This is a genomic window from Pseudomonas sp. URMO17WK12:I6 (assembly GCF_003253625.1).
Classification (GTDB): Bacteria; Pseudomonadota; Gammaproteobacteria; order Pseudomonadales; family Pseudomonadaceae; genus Aquipseudomonas.
The window spans coordinates 74356-99742 of record NZ_QKYZ01000009.1 but is presented as its reverse complement, the minus strand read 5'-3'; the positions used below and the strand labels follow the sequence as shown (position 1 = coordinate 99742).

At 59.9% G+C, this 25387-nt stretch carries 22 protein-coding genes; 11 read left to right on the top strand and 11 right to left on the bottom strand.

Annotated elements, in window-relative coordinates:
- Nucleotides 1-10: 10 nt before the first annotated feature.
- From F475_RS17730 to gcl, 6 genes are all read right to left on the bottom strand, one after another.
- Nucleotides 11-925, bottom strand: a complete 915-nt coding sequence (locus F475_RS17730) for an urea transporter (protein ID WP_111454387.1) — start codon at nucleotides 923-925, stop codon at nucleotides 11-13.
- Nucleotides 926-1143: 218 nt separating this feature from the next.
- Entirely contained in the window at nucleotides 1144-2559 is a 1416-nt protein-coding gene (pyk, locus tag F475_RS17725) for a pyruvate kinase (protein WP_111454386.1), read from the bottom strand.
- Entirely contained in the window at nucleotides 2549-3829 is a 1281-nt protein-coding gene (locus F475_RS17720) for a glycerate kinase (RefSeq protein ID WP_111454385.1), read from the bottom strand. Before F475_RS17720 ends, pyk begins: the two co-directional genes overlap by 11 nt.
- Before the next feature lie 208 nt (nucleotides 3830-4037).
- Nucleotides 4038-4931, bottom strand: coding sequence for a 2-hydroxy-3-oxopropionate reductase (locus F475_RS17715; protein ID WP_018925086.1), 894 nt, complete (start codon nucleotides 4929-4931; stop codon nucleotides 4038-4040).
- 164 nt (nucleotides 4932-5095) lie between these two features.
- Nucleotides 5096-5878, bottom strand: coding sequence for a hydroxypyruvate isomerase (gene hyi / locus F475_RS17710; RefSeq protein ID WP_111454384.1), 783 nt, complete (start codon nucleotides 5876-5878; stop codon nucleotides 5096-5098).
- Nucleotides 5879-6023: 145 nt separating this feature from the next.
- Nucleotides 6024-7799 carry a glyoxylate carboligase gene (gene gcl / locus F475_RS17705; protein ID WP_018925088.1) on the bottom strand — a complete coding sequence of 592 codons (1776 nt, stop codon included), beginning with the start codon at nucleotides 7797-7799 and terminating at the stop codon, nucleotides 6024-6026.
- Nucleotides 7800-8065: 266 nt separating this feature from the next.
- On the opposite strand from gcl, the gene F475_RS17700 reads away from it, so the two are divergent.
- The 5 genes from F475_RS17700 to F475_RS17680 all read left to right on the top strand — a co-directional run bounded on the left by F475_RS17700 (nucleotide 8066) and on the right by F475_RS17680 (nucleotide 12784).
- Nucleotides 8066-8506, top strand: coding sequence for a heme-binding protein (locus tag F475_RS17700; RefSeq protein ID WP_007939170.1), 441 nt, complete (start codon nucleotides 8066-8068; stop codon nucleotides 8504-8506).
- A 223-nt stretch (nucleotides 8507-8729) separates the two neighbouring features.
- On the top strand, nucleotides 8730-9395 hold the full coding sequence (kynB, locus tag F475_RS17695; protein ID WP_026286331.1) for an arylformamidase: 666 nt from the start codon (nucleotides 8730-8732) through the stop codon (nucleotides 9393-9395).
- On the top strand, nucleotides 9392-10246 hold the full coding sequence (kynA, locus tag F475_RS17690) for a tryptophan 2,3-dioxygenase (RefSeq protein ID WP_111454383.1): 855 nt from the start codon (nucleotides 9392-9394) through the stop codon (nucleotides 10244-10246). The genes kynB and kynA overlap by 4 nt, the downstream gene beginning before the upstream one ends.
- A gap of 98 nt (nucleotides 10247-10344) precedes the next feature.
- Nucleotides 10345-11748 carry an amino acid permease gene (locus tag F475_RS17685; protein WP_019579611.1) on the top strand — a complete coding sequence of 468 codons (1404 nt, stop codon included), beginning with the start codon at nucleotides 10345-10347 and terminating at the stop codon, nucleotides 11746-11748.
- 22 nt (nucleotides 11749-11770) lie between these two features.
- Nucleotides 11771-12784: an AraC family transcriptional regulator gene (locus tag F475_RS17680; protein WP_111454382.1), complete on the top strand. Its 1014-nt coding sequence runs from the start codon at nucleotides 11771-11773 to the stop codon at nucleotides 12782-12784.
- Between the two features lie 228 nt (nucleotides 12785-13012).
- Here the strand turns inward: F475_RS17680 and F475_RS17675 are convergent, their stop codons facing one another.
- Entirely contained in the window at nucleotides 13013-13486 is a 474-nt protein-coding gene (locus F475_RS17675; RefSeq protein WP_007939165.1) for an Lrp/AsnC family transcriptional regulator, read from the bottom strand.
- A gap of 209 nt (nucleotides 13487-13695) precedes the next feature.
- Between F475_RS17675 and kynU the strand changes: the two genes are divergently transcribed.
- The 3 genes from kynU (at nucleotide 13696) to F475_RS17660 (ending at nucleotide 17850) form a co-directional block, all read left to right on the top strand.
- On the top strand, nucleotides 13696-14946 hold the full coding sequence (gene kynU, locus F475_RS17670) for a kynureninase (protein WP_111454381.1): 1251 nt from the start codon (nucleotides 13696-13698) through the stop codon (nucleotides 14944-14946).
- 106 nt (nucleotides 14947-15052) lie between these two features.
- The gene (locus tag F475_RS17665; protein ID WP_111454380.1) at nucleotides 15053-16366 is read left to right on the top strand and encodes an OprD family porin; all 1314 of its coding nucleotides are present in this window, start codon (nucleotides 15053-15055) and stop codon (nucleotides 16364-16366) included.
- Nucleotides 16367-16440: 74 nt separating this feature from the next.
- Nucleotides 16441-17850, top strand: a complete 1410-nt coding sequence (locus tag F475_RS17660; protein ID WP_064619401.1) for an amino acid permease — start codon at nucleotides 16441-16443, stop codon at nucleotides 17848-17850.
- Nucleotides 17851-17921: 71 nt separating this feature from the next.
- On the opposite strand, the gene F475_RS17655 is transcribed toward F475_RS17660, so the two are convergent.
- Nucleotides 17922-18527 carry a TetR/AcrR family transcriptional regulator gene (locus F475_RS17655; RefSeq protein ID WP_007939160.1) on the bottom strand — a complete coding sequence of 202 codons (606 nt, stop codon included), beginning with the start codon at nucleotides 18525-18527 and terminating at the stop codon, nucleotides 17922-17924.
- A gap of 134 nt (nucleotides 18528-18661) precedes the next feature.
- Here F475_RS17655 and F475_RS17650 point away from each other — a divergent pair, with 134 nt between their 5' ends.
- A complete protein-coding gene (locus F475_RS17650; protein ID WP_111454379.1) occupies nucleotides 18662-19576 on the top strand; it encodes a DUF808 domain-containing protein in 915 nt (304 codons plus the stop codon).
- Nucleotides 19577-19760: 184 nt separating this feature from the next.
- On the opposite strand, the gene F475_RS17645 is transcribed toward F475_RS17650, so the two are convergent.
- Both F475_RS17645 and F475_RS17640 read right to left on the bottom strand, forming a co-directional pair.
- Nucleotides 19761-20549 carry a VacJ family lipoprotein gene (locus F475_RS17645; protein WP_086945842.1) on the bottom strand — a complete coding sequence of 263 codons (789 nt, stop codon included), beginning with the start codon at nucleotides 20547-20549 and terminating at the stop codon, nucleotides 19761-19763.
- Complete coding sequence (locus F475_RS17640) at nucleotides 20542-21840, bottom strand: serine protein kinase PrkA (RefSeq protein ID WP_018925099.1); 1299 nt, start codon at nucleotides 21838-21840, stop codon at nucleotides 20542-20544. The genes F475_RS17645 and F475_RS17640 overlap by 8 nt, the downstream gene beginning before the upstream one ends.
- Before the next feature lie 221 nt (nucleotides 21841-22061).
- On the opposite strand from F475_RS17640, the gene F475_RS17635 reads away from it, so the two are divergent.
- The gene (locus F475_RS17635; protein WP_018925100.1) at nucleotides 22062-22418 is read left to right on the top strand and encodes a hypothetical protein; all 357 of its coding nucleotides are present in this window, start codon (nucleotides 22062-22064) and stop codon (nucleotides 22416-22418) included.
- A gap of 94 nt (nucleotides 22419-22512) precedes the next feature.
- On the opposite strand, the gene F475_RS17630 is transcribed toward F475_RS17635, so the two are convergent.
- Nucleotides 22513-24108 (bottom strand): beta (1-6) glucans synthase, encoded by a 1596-nt coding sequence (locus F475_RS17630; protein ID WP_086945841.1) that lies wholly within the window; start codon nucleotides 24106-24108, stop codon nucleotides 22513-22515.
- A 285-nt stretch (nucleotides 24109-24393) separates the two neighbouring features.
- Here F475_RS17630 and F475_RS17620 point away from each other — a divergent pair, with 285 nt between their 5' ends.
- Nucleotides 24394-25245, top strand: coding sequence for a glycine betaine ABC transporter substrate-binding protein (locus F475_RS17620; protein ID WP_111454377.1), 852 nt, complete (start codon nucleotides 24394-24396; stop codon nucleotides 25243-25245).
- Nucleotides 25246-25387: the final 142 nt, after the last annotated feature.

The following is a 25387-nucleotide window of genomic DNA, read 5'->3' as shown; positions in this document are numbered from 1 at the left end:
GAATCGAGAATCAGCGCAGCCTAGGGTGATTCTCCCCGCTAGCGCAAGGTGCGCTGTCCATGGCGGACTGACGCAACACCCGAATGCCAGCGCGAATCAGCCAGCAGGCAAGAATGAACGGCGCGGTCAGCGTTGCCAGGCCCAGTGCGGCGAACCCCGGCGTGAGCAATACCGCGAGCAGAATGCCGAGCAGCGGCAGCCAGGGTTGGCGGCGTTGCGGGCTGAAGGCGAGGGCGGCGAGTACCGCGTTGTAACCGCTCAAACCCTGCAAGGCATTTGAAGTTTCGCCATGCAGAAGGGCAAATCCGAGGCCGGCAGCGGAGCCCAGCAGCGCCCAGACAAAGGCGTGGCGATCGGCGATCAGTAATCCGGCGGCAATCAGCGCGCCGGCCAGTGGATGGCCGAGAAACATGACTTGCCCCAGGCCTTTCAATTCGGCAGCGAGCAGGTTGAGGGTGTTCAGTTCGATCAGCGGCGCGGGTTGCTGTGGTGCGGCAAAGCCGAGCAATAACCAGCTCAACCCAACGAAGGGTGCGGTGTACGCCGGTAGACATTGATGATCGCGAGCACCTTTGAGCCATTGCTGAGTGAGCATCGCACTCAGGCCGCCGCAGGCGATGATCAGCGGTGGCAACAGTGCTGACCATGGGAAATACAGGCTCAGCAGCAGGCCGAGCAAAATACCGTTGTAACTGAACAGCCCGGCCTGACGATCCGCCTTGGCATACCCGCGACGTTGCGCGGTAAGCAACCCGGCGACACCGCCCAGCAGCGCACCGCCGAGCAGAGCGGGCGCGGTGAAAAGAATCGCTAACAGACACAACAGCCCGCTCAGCGGATGGCGCTGGAGAAAGATCTGGCTGAAGCCGTTAAGCAGGGCGGTCGCCCAGTCGGGGCAGTGGGTGTTGAAGTGGTTGGCAGGCATGGGTGGGGTCTAGGGCAGAGGAAAATCCAGGGTCTTGCACAAACCTGTGGCGAGGGAGCTTGCTCCCGCTGGGCTGCGGAGCAGCCCTGAAATCAGCAATGCGGTCTTTCTGTTGAAACCGTCATGCCAAAGCGACGACTGCTTCGCAGCCGAGCGGGAGCGAGCTCCCTCGCCACAGGGGTAGTTCTTACCGGGGTAGCTCTTACAGGGGGAGTTCTTTAGAGCAATGTCTCGATGCGCAACGAATTGGTTGACCCCGGCTGCCCAAAGGGCACGCCCGCGGTAATCAGCAGCGTATCCCCGCGCTGAGCCATCCCCTGAGCCTGGGCGATTTCCAGCGCCGTCGAGCACACTTCATCCACCTGTCGCAGTCGATCGTTGACCACCGAGTGCACGCCCCACGCCACCGTCAATCGCCGGGCGGTTTGCAGGTTTGGCGTCAGGTTGAGGATCGGCACCGTCGGCCGTTCCCGCGCCGCCCGCAGGCTCGAGGTGCCGGACTCGCTGTAGTTCACCAGCACCGCCACCGGCAGCACGTTGCTGATGCGGCGGATCGCGCAGCTGATCGCGTCCGACACCGTGGCCTCGGCTTTTGGCCGGCTCACGTCCAGTTGGGTTTGATAGTCCGGGCCGTTTTCCACCTGACGGATGATCTTGCTCATCATCTGCACGGCTTCCAGCGGGTACTCGCCAGACGCGGTTTCTGCCGACAGCATCACCGCGTCCGCGCCTTCGGCCACCGCATTGGCGACGTCGGTGACTTCGGCACGGGTCGGGGCCGGGGAGAAGCGCATCGACTCCAGCATCTGCGTCGCCACCACCACCGGTTTGCCGAGTTGGCGGCAGGTGCCGATGATGTTTTTCTGAATCTGCGGCACGCTTTCGGCCGGCACTTCCACGCCCAAATCACCGCGAGCGACCATGATCGCATCGCTCAATTCAGCGATTTCCTGCAGCTGAGTCACGGCCGATGGCTTCTCGATCTTCGCCATCAAGAACGCCTTGTCGCCAATCAGCGCGCGGGCTTCGCGGATGTCTTCCGGGCGTTGCACGAACGACAGCGCGACCCAGTCCACCCCCAGCTCCAGACCGAAGTTCAAATCACGGCGGTCCTTGGCGGTCAGCGGGCTCAGGTCGAGCACCGCTTGCGGCACGTTGACGCCTTTGCGGTCCGACAGCTCGCCGCCGTTGAGCACCGTGGTGTCGATGGCGTCGGCGTACTTGGTCACCACTCGCAGACGCAACTTACCGTCATCCAGCAGCAGGTCCATGCCGGGCTCCAGCGCGGCGATGATTTCCGGGTGGGGCAGGTTGACCCGGCGCTCGTCCCCCGGCGTTGCATCCAGATCCAGGCGCAGCGCCTGGCCGCGATACAGCTGCACTTTGCCCTGGGCGAATTTGCCGACCCGCAGTTTCGGGCCTTGCAGGTCCATCAGAATCCCCAGCGGATAATTCAGCTGGCGCTCGACTTCACGAATCCACTGATAGCGCTGCGCGTGGTCGGCGTGATCGCCGTGGCTGAAGTTCAGGCGAAAGATATTGACCCCGGCGCGCACCAGTTCACGGATATCGTCGATCCCGTCGGTGGCCGGGCCGAGGGTGGCGAGGATTTTGACCTTCTTGTCAGGCGTCATGATTAGGGCTCTCGAGAATCAGAATGGCGCGGAAGTCGTTGACGTTGGTACGGGTCGGCTCGGTGACGATCAGTGCATCGAGCGCCGCGAAGTAGCCATAGCCATTGTTATTGTCCAGCTCATCGCAGGCAGTGAGGCCGAGGGCGGCGGCACGGGCATAGCTGTCCGGAGTCATGATGGCGCCGGCGTTGTCTTCGGAGCCGTCGATGCCGTCGGTGTCACCGGCCAGGGCGTAGACGCCGGGCAGGCCTTTGAGGCTGTCGGTCAGGCTCAGCAGGAATTCGGCGTTGCGCCCGCCACGGCCATTGCCGCGCACGGTGACGGTGGTTTCGCCGCCGGACAGAATCACGCACGGCGCCGCCAGCGGCTGGCCGTGCTGGACGATCTGCCGCGCAATGCCGGCGTGGACCTTCGCCACTTCCCGGGATTCACCTTCCAGGTCGCCGAGAATCAACGGGCTGAAACCCGCCTGACGGGCTTTCACCGCCGCCGCTTCCAGTGACTGCTGTGGGCGGGCGATCAATTGGAAATGACTGCGGGCCAGGCTCGGATCGCCGGGTTTGACCGTCTCCGACTCGGGACTTTGCAGCCAGGTGCGCACCGAGGCCGGGACTTCGATGGCATAACGCTTGAGGATCGCCAACGCTTCAGCCGAGGTGCTCGGGTCGGCCACGGTGGGGCCGGAGGCGATGACGGTGGCGAGATCGCCTGGCACATCGGAAATCGCATAGGTGTAAACCGTGGCGGGCCAGCAGGCTTTGCCCAGACGCCCACCCTTGATCGCCGAGAGGTGCTTGCGCACGCAGTTCATCTCGCCGATGGTCGCGCCGGATTTGAGCAGCGCTTTGTTGATCGATTGCTTGTCGGCGAGGGTGATGCCGGCGGCGGGCAAGGCGAGCAGGGCAGAGCCACCGCCCGAGAGCAGGAAGATCACACGGTCGTCTTCGCTCAGGTTGCTGACCAGTTCCAGAACCCGTTTCGCGACGGCCAGACCGGCAGCGTCCGGCACAGGGTGCGCGGCTTCGACCACTTCGATTTTTTCGCACGGGGCGCCGTGGCCGTAGCGGGTCACCACCAGGCCAGACACTTCACCCTGCCAGCAGCGTTCGACCACCTGGGCCATGGCTGCGGCGGCTTTACCGGCGCCGATGACGATCACCCGACCGCTGCGGTCGGTTGGCAAATGGGCTTCAAGGACATGCTGCGGATGGGCCGCGTCGATGGCTGTGGCAAACAGCTCGCGCAGCAATTGTTGCGGATTGACCGACATGGCGGGCTCCCGGAATTCTTGTTATTGGGTTTGTCGCGGACCCTGTGGGAGCGACTCTGTGGCGAGGGGGCTTGCCCCCGTTGGGTTGCGAAGCAGCCCCAAAATCTGTGATGCACTGAAGATCTTGTGAGTGCTGCGCACTCAAACGGGGGCAAGCCCCCTCGCCACAGGCTCGCTCCTGCAGGTTTGATGCGGTTTGGGGCAGGGCTTACTTCTTGTCGCGAATCGAGAAGTTCGCCATGTGTTCCAAGCCTTTGATCAGCGCCGAGTGATCCCAGTTGCTGCCACCGATGGCCGCACAGGTGCTGAACACCTGTTGGGTATTGGCGGTGTTCGGCAGGTTGATGTTCAGCTCGCGCGCACCGGCCAGGGCCAGGTTCAGGTCCTTCTGGTGCAGGCTGATGCGGAAGCCCGGGTCGAAGGTGCCCTTGATCATGCGCTCGCCGTGAACTTCAAGGATCTTCGACGAGGCGAAACCACCCATCAGCGCTTCACGCACTTTCGCTGGGTCGGCACCGTTTTTCGAGGCGAACAGCAGCGCTTCGGCCACGGCCTGGATGTTCAGCGCGACGATGATCTGGTTCGCCACTTTCGCGGTTTGCCCATCGCCGTTGCCACCGACCAGGGTAATGTTCTTGCCCATGGCCTGGAACAGCGGAAGGGCGCGTTCGAAGGCATCGGCCTCACCACCGACCATGATGCTCAGGGTCGCAGCCTTGGCGCCGACTTCACCGCCGGAAACTGGTGCGTCGAGGTATTGCGCGCCTTTCTCGTTGATTTTGGCAGCGAAGGTTTTGGTGGCGGTCGGCGAGATCGAGCTCATGTCGATCACGACTTTGCCCTTGCTGACACCCGCCGCAACACCGTCGGCGCGGAACAGCACGTCATCGACCTGCGGGGTATCCGGCACCATGACGATGATGAATTCGGCTTCCTGGGCGACTTCTTTCGGGTTGGCCAGCGCAACGGCGCCAGCAGCCAGCAGATCGGCAGGGGCGGCGTCGTGGTGCGCCGACAGGAACAGGCTGTGACCGGCTTTCTGCAGGTTCAACGCCATTGGGTGGCCCATGATGCCGGTGCCGATAAATCCGATTTTAGCCATGAGAAAATCCTCTTGTTTTTATTGCTCTATTCGCAAAATTCGTGGGGTGGCAGCGAGGACGCCTTCGCGGGCAAGCCTCGCTCCTACAGACAACCCAGGCCCCTGTAGGAGCGAGCGGTGCGGCGATCCGACTTGCCCGCGAAGAACGATGACACGATGCCGGATCAAACAGCGTTATGGGTTTTCAACCAGCCCAGACCCGCTTCAGTCGTGGTCAGCGGCTTGTATTCACAGCCGACCCAGCCCTGATAACCGATGCGGTCCAGGTGTTCGAACAGGAAGCGGTAGTTGATCTCACCGGTGCCCGGTTCGTTGCGCCCTGGGTTGTCCGCCAATTGCACGTGGTTGATTTCGTCCAGGTGCGCGGCCATGGTGCGGGCCAGGTCGCCTTCCATGATTTGCATGTGATAGATGTCGTATTGCAGGAACAGGTTGGCACTGCCGACCTGTTCGCGAATTGACAGGGCTTGCGCCGTGTTGTTCAGGTAGAAGCCCGGAATGTCGCGGGTGTTGATCGCTTCCATCACCAGTTTGATGCCCGCCGCTTGCAGCTTGTCGGCCGCGTACTTGAGGTTGGCGACGAAGGTTTTTTCCACGGTGGCCTCGTCGACGCCTTGTGGACGAATACCGGCCAGGCAGTTGACCTGGGTGTTGCCCAGCACTTGGGCGTAGGCAATGGCCAGATCGACACCGGCGCGGAACTCTTCGACCCGGTCCGGCCGGCACGCGATGCCGCGTTCGCCCTTGGCCCAGTCACCGGCCGGCAGGTTGAACAGCACCTGGGTCAGACCGTTGGCATCGAGCCTGGCCTTGATTTCGGCAGAGCTGAAGTCATAGGGGAACAGGTATTCGACACCACTGAAGCCGGCCTTGGCGGCAGCGTCGAAACGGGCAAGAAAATCCTGCTCGGTGAACAACATGGACAGGTTGGCTGCGAAACGCGGCATGGTGGTCTCCTGTAAAAATATGTGCCTGTAGCAGCTGCCGAGGCACGAGGCTGCGTTGGGCTGCGAAGCGGCCCCCCGACGGCGGTCCTGCGGACACGCAACGCAGCCTCGTGCCTCGGCAGCTGCTACAGGTGTCAGGTCATTCTTAATCGAGCAACGAAATCGCCGTTGGCGCATCGTTGCCGACCAGCGCCAGGTCTTCGAATTCGTTGACGGCGTTGATCTCGGTGCCCATGGAAATGTTGGTCACGCGCTCCAGAATGATCTCGACGATTACCGGCACCTTGAACTCCTCGATCATCTCCTGAGCCTTGCGCAGGGCAGGCTGGATCTGACCCGGTTCGAATACTCGCAGGGCCTTGCAACCCAGGCCTTCGGCGACCGCGACATGGTCGACACCGTAGCCGTTGAGTTCCGGAGCGTTGAGGTTGTCGAAGGACAGCTGCACGCAGTAGTCCATGTCGAAACCGCGCTGCGCCTGACGGATCAGCCCCAGGTACGAGTTGTTCACCACGACGTGGATGTACGGCAGCTTGAACTGCGCGCCCACCGCCAGTTCTTCGATCATGAACTGGAAGTCGTAGTCGCCCGAGAGCGCCACCACCTTGCGGGTCGGATCCGCCTTGACCACGCCGAGCGCGGCCGGAATGGTCCAGCCCAACGGGCCGGCCTGGCCGCAGTTGATCCAGTGACGCGGTTTGTAGACGTGCAGGAACTGCGCGCCGGCAATCTGCGACAGACCGATGGTGCTGACGTAGCAGGTGTCCTTGCCGAACACCTGGTTCATCTCTTCGTAAACGCGCTGCGGCTTGACCGGCACGTTGTCGAAGTGAGTCTTGCGCTGCAGGCTGGCTTTGCGCTGCTGACAGTCTTGCAGCCAGGCGCTGCGGTTTTTCAGCTTGCCAGCGGCTTGCCACTCGCGAGCGACTTCGATGAACACGGTCAACGCGGCAGCGGCGTCGGACACGATGCCCAGGTCCGGGGTGAACACGCGGCCGATCTGGGTCGGTTCGATGTCGACGTGAATGAATTTGCGGCCTTCGGTGTAAACATCGACCGACCCGGTGTGACGGTTGGCCCAACGGTTACCGACGCCCAGCACCACGTCGGACTTCAGCATCGTGGCGTTGCCATAACGGTGCGAGGTTTGCAGGCCGACCATGCCGACCATCAGCGGGTGATCGTCCGGGATGGTGCCCCAGCCCATCAGCGTCGGGATGACCGGAATACCGGTCAGCTCGGCGAACTCCACCAGCAACTCGCTGGCGTCGGCATTGATGATGCCGCCACCGGCCACCAGCAATGGGCGTTCAGCCTGGTCGAGCATGGCCAGGGCTTTTTCCACCTGCACGCGGGTCGCGCTCGGTTTGGCCAATGGCAGCGGCTGGTAGGCGTCGATGTCGAATTCGATTTCGGCCATCTGCACGTCGAACGGCAGGTCGATCAGCACTGGGCCCGGACGGCCGGAGCGCATCTCATAGAAGGCTTTCTGGAAGGCGTAAGGCACCTGGCCCGGCTCCAGAACCGTGGTCGCCCACTTGGTGACCGGCTTGACGATGCTGGTGATGTCGACGGCCTGGAAGTCTTCCTTGTGCATACGGGCCCGCGGTGCTTGCCCGGTGATGCACAGGATCGGGATCGAGTCGGCCGAGGCGCTGTAGAGCCCGGTGACCATGTCGGTACCGGCAGGTCCCGATGTGCCGATGCACACGCCGATGTTGCCGGCCTTGGTGCGGGTGTAACCCTCGGCCATGTGCGAGGCGCCTTCAACGTGGCGAGCGAGGACGTGATCGATGCCACCGACCTTCTGCAAGGCGGAGTACAGCGGGTTGATCGCGGCGCCCGGGATGCCAAAAGCGGTATCGACCCCTTCGCGGCGCATCACCAGAACGGCGGCTTCGATTGCTCTCATTTTGCTCATGGTTTTGTGCCTCTTACGTTTTGTAATTGTATACAAGTGGCTTTGCGCAGAGTGTATTCACGGCGGACGGCGCAGGTCAATCCATTTTCTCAAGCGGCTGTTTCATTCGTCGGAAGCCCAAATAACTGTGGCTTTTCGTCGCATGTCGCGCTTTTAGAAAATTATTGTATACAAAAAAATAATTCATTGTGTTCTATTTGTTGCATCGGATTGCGCAACACAAAGCAGTCCAACGGCTTTCCCTATAACAAAATGAGGACGGCACCATGAGCGCTTTAACCTTGAAAGTCGCAGTCAACCTGGCCGATCAGGCCATCACCGCGGGGCGGGCGATCTCTGCCGCGCCATTGACCGTTGCAGTACTGGATGCCGGCGGGCACCTGATTACGCTGCAACGTGAAGACGGCGCCAGCCTGCTGCGTCCGCAGATCGCCATCGGCAAGGCCTGGGGCGCGATTGCCCTGGGCAAGGGCTCACGCCTGCTGGCACAGGACGCCCAACAACGCCCGGCCTTCTTCGCCGCGCTGAATAGCCTGGGGCAGGGCAGCGTCGTCCCGGTGCCGGGCGGCGTGTTGGTTCGGGATCAGGACGGGACTGTGTTGGGAGCGGTGGGCATCAGCGGGGATCTGTCAGATGTCGATGAGCAATGTGCAATCCGCGCGATCGAGGGGCAGGGGTTGAAGGCGGATGCGGGGGTGGCTGGTTGATCTTCGGAGCCTGATTTACCGCTTTCGCGAGCTTGCTCGCGAAAGCGTCTTGCGGACGAAAACAGCTTTTTAGCTGCCTGCTTTCTCCGTTGAAATTTCCATCCGGTAAATTCCGATTTTTTAGAATTTTGTGCGAAACATTTGGCTGTTGCCGAATATTTTCGCAAGAAAATTCATAGGTATCACTCGTATCATTCTCTCGGAACAGGCCGAGAGCTTTACAATGAAAACAACACTGTCGTGGTGGGATATCAGCCCGCCTCTGAGCACCGCTACACCTACCTGGCCGGGTGACACACCTTTCCAGGAAGAGCGCGTTTGGACGTTCGGACCCGAGTGTCCGGTGAATGTCGGGCGTATCACCCTGTCGCCTCACACGGGGGCCCATGTCGACGCGCCGCTGCATTACAGCGCTGATGGAGTGGCCATTGGCGATGTGTCGCTCGATGTCTATATGGGGCCCTGCCGTGTGCTGCATTGCCTGAATAGCGGCCGGCTGGTACACCCCGAGCAGCTTGAAGGTCGCTTGCAAGACCTGCCTGAACGGGTGCTGCTGCGCACCTGGCAACAAGCGCCATTGAGCGCCTGGGATCCGGATTTCACCGCCGTCGCCAAAGAAACCGTCGACCTGCTGGCGAACCTCGGTGTGCGCTTGATCGGTATCGATACGCCTTCGCTGGACCCTCAGCAATCCAAAACCATGGATTCGCACAATGCCGTAGCCCGACATGGCATGGCCATCCTCGAGGGCATCGTGCTCGATGACGTCCCGGAAGGGGACTATGAATTGATCGCGCTGCCGCTGCGTTTTGCCCATCTGGACGCCAGTCCGGTCAGGGCAATTTTGCGTCCACTGAATAAACCGCAACTTGAGGAGCCGACTCAATGAGCCAATGCCCCTATTCACCTGCAAACCAGACGGAAGAATGGCATAACGCCGAGCTGAACTTTTCCGACTCCATGAGCTACGGCGACTACCTGGATCTGGGGCGCATTCTCAGCGCACAGCACCCGTTATCTCCGGACCATAATGAGATGCTGTTCATCATCCAGCATCAGACGTCAGAGCTGTGGATGAAGCTGATGCTGCACGAGCTCAAAGCCGCTCGTGAACACATTCGACAGGGAGAGTTGCCGCCCGCGTTCAAGATGCTGGCGCGGGTCTCGCGGATTTTTGATCAACTGGTGCATGCCTGGACGGTGCTGGCCACCATGACACCCACCGAGTACCACGCGATACGGCCGTTTCTGGGGCAGTCATCGGGCTTTCAGTCGTTCCAGTACCGCGAGATCGAATTCATTCTGGGCAACAAAAGCGCGACCCTGTTGCGCCCCCATGCGCATCGGCCGGAACTGTTGCAGGCGCTTGAAAAGGCGATCGCCACACCGTCGCTGTATGACGAGGCGATTCGCTTGATGGCCAGCGCAGGCTTGACCATCGACCCACAGCGTTTCGAGCGCGATCCGAGCAGTCCGACGACGCATGACGCGTCGGTCGAAGCCGCCTGGCGCGAGGTCTACACTGACCCTTCGCGTTATTGGGATCTCTATCAGCTGGCGGAGAAACTCATCGACCTTGAGGACTCGTTCCGTCAATGGCGCTTCCGGCATGTGACCACGGTCGAGCGGATCATCGGCTTTCAACCAGGGACCGGTGGCACAGAAGGTGTCGGTTATCTGCGCAAGATGCTCGATACCGTGTTGTTCCCGGAGTTGTGGCGAGTGCGCTCAACTCTTTAATTTACCGAGAATGATGTTTGAACGCTTAAACCGAGCGGCAATTGAGTAAATTGACGCATTCAAACCATGCCTGACCATAACAATTAAAAGGTAACCAGATGGCGGATGAAATCTTGAGGCAAGGCGAGCTCAAGCGAGGGCTGAAAAATCGTCATATTCAGCTGATCGCATTGGGCGGAGCGATAGGGACCGGGTTGTTTCTCGGCTCTGCCGGAGTACTCAAATCGGCCGGGCCGTCGATGATCCTCGGCTATGCGATTGCCGGCTTCATCGCCTTTCTGATCATGCGCCAGCTGGGCGAGATGATTGTCGAGGAACCGGTGGCCGGTTCCTTCAGTCATTTTGCCCACAAGTACTGGGGCGGCTATGCCGGCTTTCTGTCCGGCTGGAACTACTGGGTGCTGTATGTGCTGGTGGGCATGGCCGAGTTGACGGCTGTCGGCAAGTACGTGCAGTTCTGGTGGCCGGAAGTCCCCTCCTGGGTCAGCGCGGCGGTGTTCTTCGTCCTGGTCAATTTGATCAATATGATGAACGTCAAAGTCTTCGGCGAAATGGAGTTCTGGTTCGCAATCATCAAGGTCGTCGCGATCATTGGCATGATCGTCCTGGGCTGCTACATGTTGTTCAGCGGAACGGGCGGCCCGCAGGCCTCGGTCAGCAATCTGTGGAGTCACGGCGGCTTCTTTCCCAACGGCACCACTGGGTTGCTGATGTCCATGGCGTTCATCATGTTCTCCTTCGGCGGCCTGGAACTGGTCGGTATCACCGCCGCTGAAGCCAGCGAGCCGGGTAAGGTGATTCCCAAGGCGATCAACCAGGTGGTTTATCGCGTGCTGATCTTCTACGTCGGCGCACTCACCGTGTTGTTGTCGCTGTATCCGTGGGATCAACTGCTACAGACACTGGGCGCTTCGGGCGATGCCTATAGCGGCAGCCCGTTCGTGCAGATCTTCTCCTTGATCGGCAGCGACACCGCAGCGCACATCCTCAATTTCGTGGTGCTCACCGCAGCGCTCTCTGTCTATAACAGTGGCGTCTACTGCAACAGCCGCATGCTCTATGGCCTGGCCGAACAGGGCGACGCACCCAAGGCGCTGATGAAACTGAACAAGCAGGGCGTGCCTCTACTGGCGCTGGGCGTATCTGCGTTGATCACCATGCTGTCCGTGCTGGTTAACTACCTCGCCCCGCATGAAGCGCTTGAGTTGCTCTTTGCACTGGTGGTCGCATCGCTGATGATCAACTGGGCGATGATCAGCCTGACGCACCTGAAATTTCGCAAAATCATGGGCCAGCGAGGTATCGTGCCGGGCTTCAAGGCATTCTGGTTCCCTTACAGCAATTACCTGTGCCTGGCCTTCATGGCCATGATCGTCTGCGTCATGTTGATGATTCCAGGGATACGCGCTTCAGTCTTCGCCATACCGGTGTGGGTGTTGATCATCTTTGGTTTTTACCGGATGCGTATGGCCAAGGATCGGGCCTTGCCGATAGTTCAATAGCCTTTGCCGTGGGTGCGCCGTGATGAGTAGCAACGCTGATCCGCAGTTTCGCGACATTCGTATCGATCACTATGACCTCGAGGGTGCAAGGAGCTGGATGTCTGGTATCTGCGGGCCGCACCGCCTCCAGACTTCGACGCCCGAGCGGATCCGCTTTCATCACAGCGCCAATGTGTTCAAGTCGATGGCCACGACCCTGGGCACGCTCTCATACGGCACCGATGTCACCATCGATATCGAAGACGCCGAGCACTTCAGCAGTTACAGCCTGAGTTTGCCTTTGGTGGGCGAGCAGGAGCTGAGCAAGAATGGCAGCGTGTCGAAATCCAACCGCGATCAAGGGGTGATTATTTCCCCAAATGAGAACCAGATGCTGGCGATCTCCGGCGACTGCCGCAAAGTTCAGGTGGTGATCACCCGCGTCGCCATGAGCGAGTCGCTGGAGGGCCTGCTGCAGCGACCGCTGGATACGCCGCTGCGTTTCGAGCCGGTGATGGATGCGGTGGACGGCGCGTCGGCCTCGTGGTGGCGCATGGCGCGTTATTTCATCGCGGAGCTGGAACGCAGCAATGAACTGTACGAACAGGTGGTCTTCACTCGGGACATCGAAAGCTCATTGATCAAAGGCTTGATCCTCGCCCAGCCGAACAACTACTCCGAAGAGTTGCGCAACGTGCTTGGCGTGAAACTGCCGCACTACCTGATCAGGGCCAAGCAATACATTCACGACAATGCTCGCGAAGCCTTGCACCTGGAGGATATCGAGGTCGCGGCCGGGGTCTCGCGTTTCAAGCTGTGCGAGGCGTTCAAGAAGCACTTCGCCCTGTCGCCGATGGTCTACCTGAAAAAATACCGGTTGAACGCTGTGCGCCAGGAAATCCTCGAACACGGCTCGGCGCGCAATATTTCCGCGATTGCCATGGGCTGGGGCTTTACGCATCTGGGACGTTTTTCCGCCGAATACCGCAAGTTGTTCGACGAATCCCCCAGCACGACCTTGCAGCGTAACGAAGCCCGGCGCATGCGCGGGGTCTGAATATCCCGGTGTCCAGAATTGAATCAGATCTGCGACAGCAGCCTGATGAAGCTCTATTTGTGGCGAGGGAGCTTGCTCCCGCTGGGCTGCGAAGCAGCCCTAAAGCCTGCGGATGGGGGATCTCTGACAAACCTCGGTTGCGAATTTCAGGACCGCTTCGCGCTCCAGCGGGAGCAAGCTCCCTCGCCACAATTGATCACCTGATCATCGATATCCATTAACTGGCGCTCACTTACGCACCACCAAATCAAGCAACGTCTCCCGCTCCTTGATTTTCTGCAACACGATTTCCGAGCGGATATCAGTCACTCCCGCCGTACGGTTCAGTTGGTTGACGATGAAGTCGGAGAAGTGTTTGACGTTGCGCGCCTGGACCCGCAGCACATAGTTGCTCGCCCCGGTAATCACGTAGGCGGTGACCACTTCCGGCCACAACTGGACCTTCTTGATGAAGGTCTCGTGCCAGTCCTCGACGTCCTGTCGCAATGACACATGGACGATGGCTTCCAGTTCGACTCCCAGCTTCTCTGCGTTCAGCATCGCGCGATAGCCAGTGATGATTCCTTCACTTTCCAGCAGGCGTAAACGGCGCAAGCAGGCCGATGGCGACAGTGCGACCTTCTCTGCCATTTCGTGGTTGCTGATACGGCCGTCTCGTTGCAAGAGGTGCAGGATCCGCAGGTCTGTGGGGTCGAGAGTCATGACTAGAATAAATCCGCGATATTTGGAGTTGGATTCGAATTTTCTTCGAGATAAATACTAGATGGCCGCTTACTTTGCACGAAAATTCTCTAAAGCTTCGTTCATTATTTCTTCACCGTGAAGGCGCAAATAACGCCTGAAACACGACACTCACACCCGACTATCGCGATCTGCCCGGACGGCACTTCTTTCAAAAAGCAGGACACCCAATGACTACAAGAAACGATTGTCTGACGCTTGATGCGCAGGACGCTCTGGCCCCTCTGCGTCAGCAGTTTGCGCTCCCCGAAGGCGTGATCTATCTCGACGGCAACTCCTTGGGCGCGCGCCCGGTCGCAGCGCTGGCGCGTGCTCAGGCCGTGATCGCCGATGAATGGGGCAATGGCCTGATCCGCAGTTGGAACAGCGCTGGCTGGCGCGATTTGCCTGAGCGTCTGGGCAATCGACTGGCGGGGCTGATTGGCGCCGGTGACGGCGAAGTGGTGGTGACCGACACCACCTCGATCAACCTGTTCAAGGTGCTCAGCGCCGCCCTGCGCGTGCAGGCCACGCGGGCGCCGACGCGGCGGGTGATCGTCAGCGAGACCAGCAACTTTCCGACTGACCTGTATATCGCCGAAGGTCTGGCGGACATGCTGCAGCAGGGCTACAGCCTGCGTCTGGTCGACAGCCCGCAAGAGCTGCCGCAAGCGATTGACCAGGACACCGCGGTGGTCATGCTCACCCACGTCAACTACAAGACCGGCTACATGCACGACATGCAGGCCCTGACCGCGCTGACCCATGAATGCGGCGCGCTGGCCATCTGGGACCTGGCGCATTCCGCCGGGGCGGTGCCGGTCGATCTGCATCAGGCGCGCGCCGACTACGCCATCGGTTGCACCTACAAGTACCTCAATGGCGGTCCGGGCTCGCAAGCTTTCGTCTGGGTTTCCCCTGAGTTGTGCGATCTGGTGGCGCAACCGCTGTCCGGCTGGTTCGGTCATTCGCGGCAGTTCGCCATGGAGTCGCATTACCAGCCGAGCAGCGGAATCGCCCGCTATCTGTGCGGCACCCAGCCCATCACTTCATTGGCGATGATCGAGTGTGGTCTGGATGTCTTCGCCCAGACCGACATGGCCAGCCTGCGCAGCAAGTCCCTGGCGCTGACGGACCTGTTCATCCAGTTGGTCGAGCAGCGCTGCGCCGCTCACGAGCTGACCCTGGTCACTCCACGCGAACACGCCAAGCGTGGCAGCCATGTCAGCTTCGAACATCCCCAGGGTTATGCGGTGATCCAGGCCTTGATCGCCCGTGGCGTGATCGGCGATTACCGCGAGCCGCGGATCATGCGGTTCGGCTTCACCCCGCTGTACACCCGCTTCACCGAGGTCTGGGATGCGGTGCAGATCCTCGGCGAAATACTTGATCAGAAAACCTGGTCGCAAGAGCAATTCCAGATCCGCCACAGCGTCACCTGATACCCCCCGACGCCTTTGTCTTGCTGCCGCGAATTTCCCGGCAGCAGGGCTTCGGTCGCCTCCGATAAGCACTTCTGTGAAAGCACAATAATAAGGAACACGCAGAATGAAATTGTCCCTTTGGCCCGCCTTGCCGCTCGCCATTACCAGCTGTCTCGGCCAAGTGGCCCATGCCGCACCCGACAATGGATTCGTTGAAGACAGCAGCCTGACCCTGACCCATCGCAATTTCTATTTCTACCGCAACAACCTCAACAACCCGGGCGGCCAGAACTATCGGCAGGAGTGGGCCCACGGACTTATGCTCGATTATCGTTCCGGCTATACCCAGGGCACAGTGGGTTTCGGAGTCGACGCCTACGCGCAGTTGGGTCTCAAGCTCGACAGCGGCAGGGGGCGTACCGGCACCGGTTTGTTGCCGGTCGATGCCGATGGACGCGCCGAGGATGAGTATTCCGAAGCGGGTGGCGCGCTCAAGGCGCGGATCTCGAAGACCGAACTCAAATACGGCAATCTGACACCGCTCAACCCGGTGTTCGGCACCGGCTCGGCGCGCCTGTTCACCACCTACGCCAATGGTTTCCAGCTGACCAGCAACGAGTTGAAAGGACTGCAACTCGATGCCGGGCACTTCACCTCGGGCAATGACAGTGCGTCGACCAACGACGATGGCGCCCTCAAGGCGCTGTATGCCGGGGTGGAAACCCGTAGCGTCGATTATCTGGGCGGCAGTTATGCCCTGAGCGATCAATTGAGCGTCAGCCTGTACGGTTCGCAGTTCGCTGATATCTGGCGGCAGTACTACGCCAACGCCAACTACAGCTATGCCCTGAGCGGAAACCAGTCGCTGAACCTGGATTTCAACCTCTATCGCACCAACGACTATGGCCAACGCCTGGCCGGCAAGATCGACAACACCACTTGGTCGCTGGCCGCCGCTTACAAGGTCGGTGCGCACCGCTTGACCCTGGCCTACCAACGGGTCGATGGCGATGAACCGTTCGATTATCTCGGCTTCGATCAGCAGCCGGGCACCTCGATATACCTTGCCAACTCGGTACAGATCCTCGATTTCAACGCGCCCAATGAACGCTCCTGGCAGCTGCGTTATGACCTGGACATGGCGCCCTTTGGCGTGCCGGGCCTGAGCTTCATGTCGCGCTATGTGAGCGGTGACCATATCGACGACAGTCACTACGACGGCGGCCCCAATGGTGCCTATGGACGTTACGGCAGTGGCGGCAAGCGCTGGGAACGCGACCTTGAAGCGCGCTACGTGGTGCAGGAGGGCAAGGCCAAGGACCTGTCGATACGTGTGCGCCAGGCCAGTATACGTTCCACCGCCCAGGTGGCCCGGGCGGACACCACCGACAACAACGAAGTCCGGGTGATCGTCGAGTATCCGCTGAATATTTTCTGATCCGTGGCTGATCCCCACCGGCAACCCAAACGATTTGCTCTCTTCAAGAAAGACAATATTCAGAGGAAAGAAAAATGACCGATAACGCCGGTTTTGAAAACATCTCCAAGCGTGAGCAGGGCCTCAGGCGCCAACTCACCTCGGGTCAGATGAGCATGATCGCCATTGGCGGTGCGATTGGCACCGGGCTGTTCATGGGCAGTGCCTACGCCATTGGTTATGCCGGGCCGAGCGTGCTGCTCAGCTATGCGATTGGCGCGATCATCACCCTGCTGTTGATGGGCTGTCTGGCGGAAATGACGGTGGCCCATTCGACCTCCGGCTCGTTCGGCGCCTATGCCGAATTCTATGTCAGCCCATTGGCCGGGTTCCTGGTGCGCTATGCCTATTGGGCGGCGATTGTGCTGGCAGTGGGTACGGAAGTGACGGCGGTGGCGATGTACATGAAGTACTGGTTCGCCAACGTGCCGGAATGGATCTGGATTGTTTCGTTCTCGAGCATGCTGATCGTGCTCAACGCCATCAGCGTGAAAACCTTCGGCACCTTCGAGTACTGGTTCTCGACCATCAAGATCGGTGCGATTGTCGGCTTCATCATCCTCGCGGTGTATGTGGTGTTCGGATCCGGCAACGCGGATTACGGCGTGCACAATTACACCGCCCACGGCGGCTTCTTTCCCAATGGTCTGCAAGGCATGTGGATTGCGGTGATCGTCTCGATCTTCAGCTATCTGAGCGTGGAAATGATCGCAGTGGCCGCCGGCGAGGCGCAGGACCCGGAGCGGGCGGTGAAGAAGGCTTTTCGTGCGACCATCGTGCGGCTGGTGGTGTTCTACCTGCTGACCCTGGCCCTGATGCTGGCGATTGTGCCGTGGGTCCAGGCCGGTCAAGCGCAGAGCCCGTTCGTCACCGTCATGCAGACCATCGGCATTCCCGGCGCAACCGGCGTGATGAATTTCGTGATCCTGATTGCGGCGTTATCGGCGATGAACAGTCAGCTCTACATCACCACCCGCATGATGTTCAGCCTGTCCCGCGGTGGTTATGCACCCAAGTCCATGGGGGTGTTGAGCAAGACCGGAATCCCGCTGAATGCCTTGTTGCTGTCGAGTTCCGGCATTGCCCTGGCAACGTTGCTCAATGTGCTGTACCCGGAAAGCTCCTTCACCTTGATGATGGCGATCTCGATGTTCGGCGCGATCTTCACCTGGTTCATGATCTTCCTGACCCACTACTGTTTCCGTCGCTACCACGAGCGCAACGGTGAACGGAAACTGTCCTTTCGCATGCGCCTGTTCCCGTACACCACGCTGTTGGGGCTGCTGCTGATGGGCGCGGTGATGATCACCACCTACTTCACCGATGCCTTCAAAATGACCTTGGTATTCGGTGTGCCTTTCCTGCTGATCCTCACGATCGTCTACTGGATCTTCTTCAGAAAACCCAAGGCAGCCGTGGTGTTGAATCCGCTGCCGAAGGTTTAGAGGGCGCAAACACGCAATCCCGACCGGCAGTTTTCATGGACTGCCGAGTCGGCATTGATCCTGGGCTGCTATCAGTCCGGCTCACACCCCTTGAGCACCAACCGGATAATCGTCTGTGCCGCCGCCTCATAATCAGCCTCATCCAGCTTGGCCTTGCCGGTCACTGCAGAAATCTGCCAGTCGAAATCGGCGTAGGTCTGGGTCGCGGCCCAAATGCTGAACATCAGGTGGTTGGGGTCGATCGGGGCGATCTGGCCGCGGTCGATCCAGGTCTGGATGCAGTCGATGTTGTGCCTGGCCTGGCCGTTGAGCTGCTCGACCAGGTCGGGGCTCAAATGCGGGGCGCCGTGCATGATTTCGCTGGCAAACACCTTGGAGGCGAAGGGCAGGTCGCGGGAGATGCGGATTTTCGAGCGGATGTAGCCACTGAGCACTTCGCTGGGCACGCCGTCGGCGTTGAACGGCGTCGAGGCTTGCAGGATGGGCTCGATGATGCTTTCCAGGACCTCGCGGTAGAGGTTTTCCTTGGATTTGAAGTAGTAGTAGACGTTAGGCTTGGGCAGCCCGGCCTTGGCCGCGATGTCACTGGTTTTGGTCGCAGCGAAGCCCTTGTCGGCAAATTCTTCACTGGCGGCACGCAGGATCAGTTCTTTGTTGCGCTCGCGGATAGTGCTCATAAACCAAGGGGTTCCTTGCCTGTTCTGGCGGTTGCGCATGGTAGCACCGGCCTCGCGCGACGCTCAAGAATGCCCCGTGTGGCCTCGGGTCGCGTTATGCTGCGCACCATTCATTCAAGAAGGAAACCCGATTCATGGCAGGAAGCAGTTTGCTGGTGCTGATCGACGACATCGCCACCGTACTGGACGATGTAGCGTTGATGACCAAAATGGCCGCGAAGAAGACCGCCGGTGTACTGGGCGACGATCTGGCGCTCAACGCCCAGCAGGTTTCCGGCGTGCGTGCCGAACGGGAAATCCCGGTGGTATGGGCGGTCGCCAAGGGCTCGTTTCTCAACAAGCTGATCCTGGTACCGTCGGCGTTGGCCATCAGTGCGTTCATTCCGTGGCTGGTCACACCGTTGCTGATGGTCGGTGGCGCTTACCTGTGCTTCGAAGGCTTCGAAAAACTCGCCCACAAATTCCTGCACAGCAAAGCCGAAGATCAGGCTGAGCACGCAGAGCTGGTCGAGGCCGTGGCCAATCCGGCAGTCGATCTGGTGGCGTTCGAGAAGGACAAGATCAAAGGGGCGATTCGTACCGATTTCATTTTGTCGGCAGAAATCATCGCCATCACGTTAGGCACGGTGGCTGACGCTTCACTGACCCAGCAAGTGATCGTGCTCTCGGGTATTGCCATCGTCATGACTATCGGCGTCTATGGCCTGGTGGCCGGCATCGTCAAGCTCGACGACCTTGGCCTGTGGCTGACCCAGAAGCCGGGCCAGATGGCTAAAAGCATCGGCGACGGGATTCTGCGCGCGGCGCCGTACATGATGAAAAGTCTGTCGGTGATCGGCACGGCGGCGATGTTTCTGGTCGGCGGCGGGATTCTGACCCATGGCGTGCCGGTGGTGCATCACTGGATCGAGAGTGTCACCGCAGCGTCTGGTGGGGCCGGGTTTATCGTGCCGACGTTGCTCAATGCAGTGGCCGGGATTGTGGCAGGGGCGGCGGTGCTGATTGGGGTAATGGCTGTCAGCAAGGTTTGGAAGACAGTGAAAGCCTGAAACCTGGTCAGTCCCGTAGGAGCGAGGCTTGCCCGCGAATGGAGCGCGTCGGTTGAACTGAATGACCGCGTTATCGTTCTTCGCGGGCAAGCCTCGCTCCTACAGTGATTGGTGGTGTTTGATACACGCGCATGAAAAAGGCCATTCGACGCAAATCGAATGGCCTTTTTTGTTGCCGACGAAGTTACTCGGCGATCTGCAGCTTGCGCGCCTCGGTATACACGTAACGCACTTTTTCATACTCGAACGGTGTGTTCATCTGCCCGTAGCGGAAGCCGTTCTGATAGCGCTTGTCGATGCCGCGCAGTACCCAGATTTCCGGGTGGTTGGAACTGACTTCGGACACATTCAGGAAATTGATCGCCGATTCGCCGGTGTAGTCGACCGCCAGGCCCGCGGTGTCGCGCAGGTTCGACGGGCCGAGGATTGGCAGCACCAGGTAGGCGCCGCCCGGTACGCCGTAGAAGCCCAGGGTCTGGCCGAAGTCTTCATTGCGGCGCGGCAGGCCCATGGCGGTGGCCGGATCCCACAGGCCGGCGACACCGATGGTGGTGTTGAGCAGCAGACGAGCGGTGGTGTCCAGCGAGCGTTGCCCCTTGAATTGCAGCAGGCTGTTCAAAAGGTTCGGCACATCACCGAGGTTGTTGAAGAAGTTGCTGACGCCGGTGCGCAGGAAACTTGGGGTGACGTAGCGATAGCCGTTGACCACGGGCAGGAACACCCATTCGTCGAACCGGTAGTTGAAGTGGTAGACGCGGCGGTTCCACTCTTCCAGCGGGTCATAGACGTTCAGTGCGTTGAGCGATGAGCGTTCGAACTCGCGCTGATCCAGCCCCGGGTTGAATTTGAGTTTGCTCAGCGGTTCCTTGAAGCCGTCTTTATCGATCACCACTGGGGCGTTGGCTTTGCTGTTGTCGGCATTGGCGACGCCTGCACAGAGTAACGCTGCGATCAGCAGGAAGTATTTAGCCACGGAAAAACTCCAGCATGGCGTCGCTGTTGACGCGATAGTTGAGGTTGCCGCAATGGCCGCCCAATGGATAAACAGTCAAACGGTCGCCAAAGGTGCGGCGCAGAAAGCCCAGGTCACCAGGGCCGAGGATCACGTCGTCGGCGTTGTGCATGACGGCGATTTTCGGGCTGTCGTGCAGGTAGTCCTTCAGTGCATACAGGCTGACCTGATCGATCAGTTGCAGCAGGCTGCCACCATCGGTGCGGGCGCGCCACATCGGGATGACCTGCTCGGTGATGTAGCAGTCGAAGTCGCACTGCAGCGCGCGCTTAAGGAACGGCGTGAGGGTGGTGCCTTCGGTGATCGGGAATTTCGGTGGCGTGATCAGGCCGCGACGGTTGATCAGGTCCGAGGTAAAGGCGATGTCCGCCGCCGAGAAACGGAACGAAGTGCCGATCAGCATCGCCATCTGCTCGTTGCTCAGGTGTTGCTTGGACTGCTGGAAGTCGTAGAGCAGGGCGTCGTTGAGGTCGATGTAGCCCTTTTGCTGGAAGTAGCGGGTCAGTTTCCCCAGCACCAGCTCATAGAAAGTGGTGGTGTTGTTGATGCCCTTGACCTCCGTCTGTACCAGCTTGTCCAGGTTGGTGACCGAGGTGTAAAGGTTGACCGGCGGGTTGAGCAGCAAGACTTTCTTGAAGTTGAAGCTGCGACGGGTTTCATCCAGGTGTGCAACAAAAGCCGCATCCAGGGCGCCGAGGCTATAACCGGTCAGGAAATAATCGGTGACCGGCAGCTTCGGGTTTTGCGCCCGCACGGCCTGCATCACCCGATACATGTCTTCGGCATCTTCCTTGGTTACGCCCGGGGTGGCGAAGCGCGAGGCGGCGCTCATGAAGTCGAAGCTGGTGGGCGACGACAGCTGCACCACGTGATAGCCGGCCTTGTAATAGAGTTTTTTCAGGTATTCGTTGAGGGTGCTGTCATAGCGTGCACCGGTGCCGGAGATCAGGAAGATCAACGGTGCGGCATGATCCTGCGTGGCGATGCGATAGGTGAGTTTTTTCACCGGCCAGAAGTTGTCCGGTAGATTGAACTCACGCTCCGGGCGCATCGTGACACTGCGGTCCGACTGATTGATGTCTTCATCCAGCGGCAATTCCGGGCGCAAGTCGGGCGGTGTCGTGGCGATGGTCGCCTCGAACGGGTTGGTCAGGGGGTAGCCATAACTGGCGGCGTCAATATCGGCCGCCAGTACGGACGCACTTAAAAGCAAGCCGCCAAACAGGGCGACGAAGCGCAAGGAACGGAGCATGACTAGATCCCTTAGAGGAAGGTGCCAAATGAAGTTCGCAGGCTATGACCATCGGATTTGGGCCAAAGTGCCATGCATCGGCCGCAAACAGGCCTGATTTCGGAGCAACGGTAGCGGGACGATACACTTTGCAGTTATTTCATGAACAGTTAATTGATGTTATTTGCTTACCACGGGCGGGGGATTAAGCTGGCGACCGATTTCGTTTATTGGAGTGCTTCATGTCCCGCCGTCTGCCCGTGATTCTGCTGCTCGTTCTTCTGCCATTGTGGCTGGCCGCCAGTTATGGCGCGCGTTATGGCTTCATGGAGGATGCTCAATGGGTCGGCATCTGCGTTGACGAGGCCAGTCGCTGGGAATGCCTGGTGCGCTCGAACCTGGGTTTGATGATTCATTTCAAGGTGTTGGGCTGGGCGGCAGTGGCGGCAGCCGTGACCGGTTTTGTGCTGCCGGGGCGGGCAGGGTGGTGGCTGGCGGTACTGGCGCTGGTGCTCGGGTTTCCGGCGCTGGCGTTGTACACCACCACGTTGGCGGTGTTTGCGGTGGTGATTGCTGCTTTGCGTCTGGTTCGGGCATAAAAAAGATCGCAGCCTGCGGCAGCTCCTACACGGGGATATGCGTTTCCCTGTAGGAGCTGCCGCAGGCTGCGATCTTTTGATCTTGCTGTGTTGATTACCCTTTGCGAACCCGCAAGCTGCGCCACAACGCCGCGACCATCAACACACTCACCAGCGCCCAGCCCCAAGCCTGCTGATTCTGCAGACCTTCACGAAACAGCTGCGGCGCAATGCCGGCGCCGATGATGAAGGTCAGCACGGCGATTTCCCGACGAGGCACGCTCACCGGCCGGCACAGGTACACCAGCGCCGGCAGGATGAAGGCGACACTCGGGAAGCTGCGATAACGCGGGTCAAACACCAGTTCCAGCATCATCACCGCCGCGGCAAAACCTGTCGCTGCCAGCCACCAGCCGGCTCGACGTTCGAGTGCATTGAAGGCGCGTCCACGCCAACCGGTGCGGGCGCTCAAGGTCAGCGCGGCATGGGCCAGCACCAACAGGTTCAACCCCGTCAGCAACGCTACCCACAACCATTCACTGGCAAAGCGGGTGGTGACGCGAGCCAGGTCGCCCCAGGCGCCAATCGAGCAGGCCGCCAGGGCACCGAGCAGTGGCAGCACCAACGCTGCGCGGGTGCTGCGAACCCGACCGCCGAGGATCAGCGTGCCGATGAAGATCAGGCCACCCACCGCCAGCCATTGCGACCAGTACGGCACGTTCGAGACCGGCCCGGCGAGCACGCCCTTGTCCTGGCGATCGGCATCGAACAGTCCCCAATAACCGCCCACCGCACCTTCGCTGGCGCGTTTCCAGGGCTGGTCGAACGCCTCGATCAGGTTGTAATGCCAGCCTTGCTGCTCGGCCATGATCACAAAGCTGCGGATGAACTTGGCTTCATTGACCCGGCTCGGCAGCGCCGTTTCGCGCTGACGACCTTCGCTCGGCCAGCCGGTTTCGCCAATCATCACGTCCTTGGGCGCGAACTTGTTGCCGAACACCTGGCGCACTTCTGCCACATGTTGCAGCGCAGCATCGATGTTCGACGGATCGTCTTCCCAGTACGGCAATAAATGGATGGTCAGGAAATCCACTGCCGGGGCGACTTCCGGGTGTTTGAGCCAGAACTCCCAGACGTCGGCGTAGGTCACTGGTTGCTTGATCCGGCTTTTGACTTTATTGATCAGCGTTGCCAGTTGCGCGCCGGTGACTTCCTTGCGCAGCAGGGCTTCGTTGCCGACGATGACCGAGGTCACCACATCCGGATTGGCATTGGCCGAGGCGATCAGCAGGTCGACTTCCTTGGCGGTGTCCACCGGGTTGCTGTTGACCCAGGCGCCGATCATCAGCTTCAGGCCGTGCTTGCGCGCCAGGTCGGGCAGATCCTGGAGGCCGGTCATGGAATAGGTGCGGATGCATTCGAATCGGGTCGCCAACAGGGCGAGGTCGGCGTCCATGCGCTCGGGGCGCAGTTTGAACGGCACGTCGAATGGCGATTGGTCCTTGTCGAACGGGGTGTAGGAGGCGCATTGCAGCTTGTGCGTTGCGCTGACCACGTCCGGCAGGATCACCGGTTTGCCGAGGCCGTACCAGAAGCCGCCGAGGGCAAACAGCCCCAGCAGGCAAGCGAAAAGATAAGCCAAAAAAGGAAAGCGTGATGTCGCGGGCATGTTCAGGCCGTCTGGGAGCAAAGCCGGGCATGTTACCTGCATTTGGCCTACGCTTGGTGGGCTGCTTGGTTTTGACATGCAAAGTTCAGGCGGGATGGCCTGTGCATTTTTAGCGGTCGCGATTAATGGCCTTCTGATGTCGTTTCTCGATGCCTTGAGGTCGCTGGCAGAGCAGGTCACTGTTGGCGTCAGGTTGATGATCGACACGTCAGTACTCCACTGATAATCGAGCGAGTTTGCGGTCGGCGTGATGGGGGCGCTGTGCACCATAAAAATACGTTGAGCGACTCGGCATCCGTCGAGTGCAGCACTTTCGGGGAAGTAACGATGAAGATGCGACGACTCTTGGGCGCAGGTGCCGCTTTGGTGCTGGCAATCAGTTCTACCGTAGCCAGCGCTGAAGGCAAGGCAGTAACGATCGGTTATGTGGACGGCTGGTCGGACAGCGTCGCCACGACCAACGTGGCTGCTGAAGTGATCAAACAGAAACTCGGTTATGACGTGAAACTGCAAGCGGTTGCCACCGGGATCATGTGGCAAGGTGTGGCCACCGGCAAACTCGACGCCATGCTGTCGGCGTGGCTGCCTGTGACTCACGGCGAATACTGGGCGAAGAACAAGGATCAGGTCGTCGACTACGGCCCGAACTTCAAGGATGCGAAAATCGGTCTGATAGTGCCGGAGTACGTCAAGGCCAAGTCGATTGCGGACCTGAAAACCGACGACAGCTTCAAGGGCCGTATCGTCGGCATCGACGCCGGTTCAGGCGTGATGCTCAAGACCGATCAGGCCATCAAGGATTACGGTCTGGACAATTACACCCTCAAGGCCAGTTCCGGCGCCGGCATGATTGCCGAGCTGACCCGTGCCGAGAAGAAAAACGAATCCATTGCCGTCACCGGTTGGGTGCCGCACTGGATGTTCGCCAAGTGGAAACTGCGCTTCCTGGAAGACCCGAAAGGCGTTTACGGCGCAGCTGAAACCGTGAACAGCATCGGCAGCAAAGAACTGGCAACCAAAGCGCCTGAAGTCGCGAAGTTCCTGAAGAACTTCCAGTGGGCGTCGAAAGACGAAATCGGCCAGGTCATGTTGGCGATTCAGGACGGTGCCAAGCCTGAAGCGGCAGCGAAAGATTGGGTGGCTAAACACCCGGATCGCGTTGCCGAATGGACCAAATGATTTGAGCTGAAGCGTCTGGTCAGCACCTCCCAAGGCCCCTTGGCTTAAATGCCAAGGGGCTTTTTGCTTTCTGTGGGAATTCGGCGGGGGAGAAACCGTCATGTCGTTCTAATACTAAGGTCGTCTGGAACCTCTCCGGCAG

What these genes read in the sequence shown, in the direction of transcription:
- F475_RS17675 (WP_007939165.1), bottom strand. Translation starts at nt 13,486, where the DNA reads ATGACTCTCGACCCCACAGACCTGCGGATCCTGCACCTCTTGCAACGA.
- F475_RS17715 (WP_018925086.1), bottom strand. Translation starts at nt 4,931, where the DNA reads ATGGCTAAAATCGGATTTATCGGCACCGGCATCATGGGCCACCCAATG.
- kynB (WP_026286331.1), top strand. Translation starts at nt 8,730, where the DNA reads ATGAAAACAACACTGTCGTGGTGGGATATCAGCCCGCCTCTGAGCACC.
- F475_RS17660 (WP_064619401.1), top strand. Translation starts at nt 16,441, where the DNA reads ATGACCGATAACGCCGGTTTTGAAAACATCTCCAAGCGTGAGCAGGGC.
- F475_RS17720 (WP_111454385.1), bottom strand. Translation starts at nt 3,829, where the DNA reads ATGTCGGTCAATCCGCAACAATTGCTGCGCGAGCTGTTTGCCACAGCC.
- F475_RS17730 (WP_111454387.1), bottom strand. Translation starts at nt 925, where the DNA reads ATGCCTGCCAACCACTTCAACACCCACTGCCCCGACTGGGCGACCGCC.
- hyi (WP_111454384.1), bottom strand. Translation starts at nt 5,878, where the DNA reads ATGCCGCGTTTCGCAGCCAACCTGTCCATGTTGTTCACCGAGCAGGAT.
- kynA (WP_111454383.1), top strand. Translation starts at nt 9,392, where the DNA reads ATGAGCCAATGCCCCTATTCACCTGCAAACCAGACGGAAGAATGGCAT.
- gcl (WP_018925088.1), bottom strand. Translation starts at nt 7,799, where the DNA reads ATGAGCAAAATGAGAGCAATCGAAGCCGCCGTTCTGGTGATGCGCCGC.
- F475_RS17685 (WP_019579611.1), top strand. Translation starts at nt 10,345, where the DNA reads ATGGCGGATGAAATCTTGAGGCAAGGCGAGCTCAAGCGAGGGCTGAAA.
- F475_RS17665 (WP_111454380.1), top strand. Translation starts at nt 15,053, where the DNA reads ATGAAATTGTCCCTTTGGCCCGCCTTGCCGCTCGCCATTACCAGCTGT.
- F475_RS17680 (WP_111454382.1), top strand. Translation starts at nt 11,771, where the DNA reads ATGAGTAGCAACGCTGATCCGCAGTTTCGCGACATTCGTATCGATCAC.
- F475_RS17700 (WP_007939170.1), top strand. Translation starts at nt 8,066, where the DNA reads ATGAGCGCTTTAACCTTGAAAGTCGCAGTCAACCTGGCCGATCAGGCC.
- F475_RS17635 (WP_018925100.1), top strand. Translation starts at nt 22,062, where the DNA reads ATGTCCCGCCGTCTGCCCGTGATTCTGCTGCTCGTTCTTCTGCCATTG.
- pyk (WP_111454386.1), bottom strand. Translation starts at nt 2,559, where the DNA reads ATGACGCCTGACAAGAAGGTCAAAATCCTCGCCACCCTCGGCCCGGCC.
- F475_RS17650 (WP_111454379.1), top strand. Translation starts at nt 18,662, where the DNA reads ATGGCAGGAAGCAGTTTGCTGGTGCTGATCGACGACATCGCCACCGTA.
- F475_RS17620 (WP_111454377.1), top strand. Translation starts at nt 24,394, where the DNA reads ATGAAGATGCGACGACTCTTGGGCGCAGGTGCCGCTTTGGTGCTGGCA.
- F475_RS17655 (WP_007939160.1), bottom strand. Translation starts at nt 18,527, where the DNA reads ATGAGCACTATCCGCGAGCGCAACAAAGAACTGATCCTGCGTGCCGCC.
- F475_RS17640 (WP_018925099.1), bottom strand. Translation starts at nt 21,840, where the DNA reads ATGCTCCGTTCCTTGCGCTTCGTCGCCCTGTTTGGCGGCTTGCTTTTA.
- F475_RS17630 (WP_086945841.1), bottom strand. Translation starts at nt 24,108, where the DNA reads ATGCAGGTAACATGCCCGGCTTTGCTCCCAGACGGCCTGAACATGCCC.
- kynU (WP_111454381.1), top strand. Translation starts at nt 13,696, where the DNA reads ATGACTACAAGAAACGATTGTCTGACGCTTGATGCGCAGGACGCTCTG.